At 63.2% G+C, this 5,412-nt stretch carries 3 protein-coding genes; all 3 read right to left on the reverse strand.

Annotated features, from left to right (window positions below; all coding sequences use genetic code 11):
- Positions 1-504 precede the first annotated feature (504 nt).
- The gene (locus PF446_RS05975) at positions 505-966 is read right to left on the reverse strand and encodes an RcnB family protein (protein WP_298070327.1); all 462 of its coding nucleotides are present in this window, start codon (positions 964-966) and stop codon (positions 505-507) included.
- A gap of 210 nt (positions 967-1,176) precedes the next feature.
- The gene (locus tag PF446_RS05980; RefSeq protein WP_298070328.1) at positions 1,177-4,407 is read right to left on the reverse strand and encodes a sialidase family protein; all 3,231 of its coding nucleotides are present in this window, start codon (positions 4,405-4,407) and stop codon (positions 1,177-1,179) included.
- A gap of 75 nt (positions 4,408-4,482) precedes the next feature.
- Positions 4,483-5,412 (reverse strand): TonB-dependent receptor (locus tag PF446_RS05985; RefSeq protein WP_298070329.1); only part of this gene is annotated, 930 nt, incomplete at its 5' end.

Below are 5,412 nucleotides of genomic sequence, written 5' to 3' on the forward strand. Positions count from 1 at the left end.
GCTCTACAACGAACACCTTCCGCAACGCGCGCTCAAACACACGACGCCACTTCAAGCGTTACGCGCATGGCGCAAGGAACGCCCAGAGTTGTTTGTCAGAAAACCGAAGAATCAGTCGGGACTAGACATCTACTGATCTGTTTCCGCCCATGCCGATACCGCCTATCGCGATACCGCCCGATATGCGGGCCGGCGGCTTACCGAGACCGGTCATCAACATCATCCTGCCGGCTTCGGCAAAGGACTCGTGCATTACCCGCGAGATTGAGTCTGTACCGCCACACACGCCGCGGCGCCTGACTCCCATGTCGGCTAGTGCCTGGACAGCTCCGGTCGGCACGTCACGGCGTGCGGGGCTTCGTGTTGCTAGAGCTGAGCATCACTGAAGACCCGACGAGCACGCATGAAAATGGCCGCAAGCTCCAGCATGTGCTGGAGCTTGCGGCCATGGTGATTTCTTGACGATCCTGCAGATTGTCTGGATCGTTGTTCGCCTTGCGGTACTCAGTGATTGAGCAGGATCTGGGTGATGATGCCAGTGCTGATCGCTACCAGAAGGAAATCACCGTTGTCGCTACGATGCCAGCGATATCCACGAGGCGGTGCACGCAGATGCTCTCCGCGCCAGTCATTTACCACATAGCGGCTGCCTCGATAGGCTCTGGGCAGCCTGCCCCCTGTGTGGTACCAGCCTTCCCTGCGTCCTCGGTCATGCCTGACGTTTGAATATTCACGATACCGTCCATCCCGGTTCCGGTCATGGTGTCCCCGGCGGTCATGGTGTTCCCTGCGGTCGTGCTCGTTCTCATGGCGGTTCTGGTCCGAGCCCCGGCGTTGATCTTGGTCTTGGTGCTCGGCCGCGTGACCTGGTTGCGCGGCGTACGGACTCGAAGTACGCGCCATGGCGATACTGCTGGTCACCAGCAGAGCGCCCGAGGCTGCAATGACGATCCATTTCTTGTTCATGGTTTTTCCGTGTGCCGTGAAGGGGGATTCACCGCCTTGCCCTTGGCAAGACGGGGGATCCTCGTGTTCACGGTGTTCCTTGTCTACGGAAGGGCTGCTGAACAGCCATCACCCCTGACCCATCCGGCTGCAGGGGGCAGGAATCGTGGACCATGCAAGGCCGTTAACCCCAAGGTTCACCGGCCTTGCAAGGCCCTGCGGATCGACCCTTCAGGGATGCGCCTCCTGTTCCCTGTCCGCACCACGATCGATACCGGATGTTGCGGGGACCGTCACCGGCTGCATGCCGGCAGCACGCAGATGCCGGTTGAGGGCAGGCAGATGCTGGTCGCGCAGGGCTTCCCAGTCCTGGTGCACCTGTTCAAAGCGATTGCGATACCGCTTGAACACGGAGTACTGGCCATCGGTGGGTGTGCGGTCAGCCCCCTCGACATCGGTGGCGATGCCCGTCAGCACGTCACTCATGGCCCGCAGGTTGCGCGTCGATTCACCGCTATTGCCCGTGATCATGGGCTGGGTATCGGCCGTGAGCTGTTCCACGGAGTTCAGCAGTGGCGCATGACTTGGGCTACTGGAAAGCTTTTCGTGCAGGACTTCGAGCTGCTCGCGCACGGCATGAATCTGTTCGTAGTCTGCATCCATGTGCCTGAGCGTGGTTCCGAGCTTCCTGGAAAAGGCCAGAGCGCTGGCCAGGGCCTTGCGGCTGACATGCTCGCGCGGATCGGGCAAAACCTTCAGCGGCGCGTTGTACGCGTGGCCATCCACGCGCAAGGTCACGCGGTAGCTTCCGGGCAGCACCAGCGGGCCTTCCGGAGTCAATGGCGTGTCCGTATCCCATGTCGCGGCAATGGAGTACCCGTACTTGATGGCCTGCGGACGCGAGTAGCGCAGGTCCCATACGAACCGGTGCGGACCGGCCTTGGCCGACAGCGCCGCACCCGGACGCAACCAGCCCTTCGGGAAATAGCGGTCGGCCTCCAGGTGCTGCGGCCTGTCCTGGCTGGAATAGCGGCGCACAAGATGGCCGGCTGCATCGTGGATCTCCAGTGTCACCGGTCCCTTGGCGGCATGCGCCAGGTGGTAGTCGATAATCGCTCCGGCTGGAGGATTCTTGCCCACCGGGGTTTCCGGAGGCAGTGGCGTGTCCCTGTTCTCGTCGGCACGCACCCGGAAGGCCGCGGCCGGCGTATACAGGTGCGCCTGGGCCTTCACCGTGGCCGCGCTCGCCTGACGCAGCGGCGTGAGGTCGTCCAGCACCCAGATCGCACGTCCCTGAGTGGCCGCGATCAGGTCATTGCCGTGCACCAACAGATCGCGCACCCATGCGGTGGGCAGGTTACGCTGCAACGGTCGCCAGTGGTCACCATCGTCAAACGAGAGATACACGCCGTGATTGGTCCCTGCGAACAGCAAACCAGGCCGTTTTGTATCGGTGCGCACCACCCCAACGAACTGATCCCTGGGCAGGCCATCGGAGATCTCGGTCCAGTGCCTGCCGTAGTCGTGCGTGCGCCAGACGTGCGGCGTGAAATCACCCTGGCGGTGCCTATTGACCGCAGCATAGGCGGTGCCCGGCTGCAGGGGGGACACATCCAGCGAGGCAATCTTGGACCAGATCGGCAAGCCCTTCGGCGTGACATTGGTCCAGTGCTTTCCACCGTCGCGCGTGAGCTGGATCCGGCCATCATCGGTACCGACCCAGATCACCTTGTTGCTGCGCGGCGACGGTGCGATGGAGTAGATCACGCCAAAACCGCAATCGTAGGCCTGTTGCGGCGTGGGATCACCATCACAGTGGCTGGCGCCGGGTTTGCGCCCGTTCAACGGCGGACTGATCACCTGCCAGTGCTCCCCCTGGTCGATGCTGCGAAACAGCACCTGTGAGCCCATGTAAAGCGCATACGGCGGTTTGGCGGAAAACGCGATCGGCGTGATCCACGTGTAGTGATAACGGTAATCGGTCGGTCGCGCACCATAACTGTTGACCGGCCACGGCGTGACGTTTTGCACCACGCCCGTGCTGCGGTTCCAGCGCGACACGCGTCCACCCAGGCCCGACCCGAACACGATGCCGGGATCGCCCGGATACGGAAGGTCGTAGTCGCGTTCATCACCACCGACCGGGTTCCAGTCGCGATAACTGATGGAGCCGTAATCACTGCGACTGGCAATACCGACCGTGCCCGAATCCTGCTGGCCCGAGTAGATCCAGTATGGAAATTGATGGTCCGCAGCCAGATGGTAGAACTGACCAGTGGGCTGGTTGTACCAGCTCGACCAGGTCCTGCCGCCGTTGAGGGTGATCACGGCACCCTGGTCGCTTGCGGTGATCATGTGCTGGGTATTGCTGGGGTCGATCCACAGGTCATGATAGTCGTCTCCACCGGGAGCGCCCTTGATGATGGTCCAGTGCCGGCCGCCATCCTCGGAACGGCGGATCGAACGTCCGGCTGAATACACAGTATCCGGATGAAGTGGATCTGCGGTGATACGGCTGAAATAGTCATTCGGCAGCCATTTCGCGTCGCTGACGTGTTGCCAGGTCTTGCCGCCATCGTCGGAACGGTACAGTCCGCTCTTTTTCGGTGAAGTGCTGTCGCCAAGTACCGCATACACCCGATGGCCTTGCGCAGTGGCGATGCCGATGCGGCTCAGCGCACCCGCCGGCCAACCGTGGCCGGTGATGCGTGTCCAGGTCACACCGCCATCAGTGGACTTGTACAGGCCGCTGCCGGGTCCGGCGTTCGGCTGGAAATAGGACAGCCATGGATAGTTGCGCACCTGCCACGCGGCCGCGTAGACAGTGGCGTGATTTTCCGGGTCGGAAGCCAGGCCGACTATGCCCGTGTTGGCATTGATGAACAGGGTCTGCGTCCAGGTCTTGCCGCCGTCGGTGGAGCGAAACACGCCGCGCTGGTGGTTGGGAGCAAAGTAGTGGCCCAGGGCACCGACCAGGACAGTGTCCGGATGCGTGGGATCGACCAGGATGGCACCGATGTGGCGGGTATCCTCGAGACCCACGTGCTTCCAGGTCCTGCCGCCGTCCCCGGATCGATATACCCCGTTGCCCGCCGCAACGTCATAGCGCGCGGCGACCTGCCCCGTTCCCGCATAGACCACGTCCGGATTGGACGCCGATACGGCCACTGCGCCGATCGAGGCCGCGGGCTGGTCGTTGAACAACGGCTTCCAGGTGCGTCCCGCATCCAGTGTTTTCCAGACCCCGCCGCCGGCCGTTCCGATGTAGAACGTGTCCGGCCGGGTCGGCACGCCCGCCGCACTCGTCGCCCAGCCGCCGCGGAACGGACCCACCAGTCGCCACTCGAGCGCGCCGTTGGCGCTGCCCGACGGAGGCGGTGCGGCCGCCTGAGCCCGGAGGCCGAAAAGCAGCAGCCATGCGGCCGCAACCAGCACGAATCGTGAAGTCGGGCGAAGCGTCATCTCATGTCCTCTGGCTGAATTTGTATCCAAGACAATACTCCCACAGCAGCCGCGGCTGTATCTGGACGGCACCGGTCAGAACCCGAGTTGCACACCGGTATACCAGGAACGGCCCATGGCCGGCTCGAGCCCGGTTTGCCACACTCGACTGTAATACTTCCGGTCGGCCATGTTGCTGACACCGCCCAGCAGGCGCACGGACCGGGTGACCTGCCAGTCTGCCGCCAGGTCCATGACCGTGTAGGCGGGAATCCGCGCGGGCACGTAGCTATCGCCGCTACCCGCAGGCTGGTTCGAGTCCTGCCAGTACTGTGCGGCCGTTGACACCGCGGTCAGGCTGATCTTCAGGTGCTTCTGGGTGCGCCAGGTCAGGCCTGCCTTGGCCACATAGCGCGGCGCGTAGGCCGGCACCTTGCCGATCTGCGTGGGGTCCACGCTGGCGGTGAACCGCGCGTTGAGCAGGCTGACGCTGGCAAAGCCCTCCAGGTGTTCGCCCCGCTGGCTGCGTGCCGTGGAGGCCAGGAAGTCATAATTGATCTGACCTTCGAAACCGCGGTTGCGGGTATCTCCGGAGTTCACTTCGATCACGTCGGTGGCATTGATGTGTTGCGCCTCGATGCGGTTCTTGAAGTCGATCCAGAACACGCTCGCATCGTAGTAAAGGCCGACGACCGGCACGCCATGCACGCCCGCTTCCCAGGACAGCGACCTGGACGGATCCGGCGCATGCCCCGGCACCACGTTGGCAAACGGCGAGGCCATGTCGAAATAGCGCAGCGGCCGCCAACCCTGGGACACGTTGAAGTAGGTCTCGTTGCCATGGCCGAAATCGTTGCCGATGCCCAGGCCGAACAGTGGCACGAAGCGCGCGTCCGACTCGTGGATCAGCGGACGGCTGAGGAAGGGCGGACGGACGCTCTCGTCCACCGCCACGCGTTCGCGCTCCAGGCGCACCGAGGGCACGATGTGGATCTCGTGCGGCAGGCGGAACACGTTTTCGGCGAA

It is taken from the genome of Oleiagrimonas sp. (assembly GCF_027858935.1).
GTDB lineage: Bacteria > Pseudomonadota > Gammaproteobacteria > Xanthomonadales > Rhodanobacteraceae > Oleiagrimonas.

Bases quoted from the DNA above. Each gene is read 5' to 3' on its own strand.
- PF446_RS05975 (WP_298070327.1), bottom strand. From the start codon at position 966: ATGAACAAGAAATGGATCGTCATTGCAGCCTCGGGCGCTCTGCTGGTG.
- PF446_RS05980 (WP_298070328.1), bottom strand. From the start codon at position 4,407: ATGACGCTTCGCCCGACTTCACGATTCGTGCTGGTTGCGGCCGCATGG.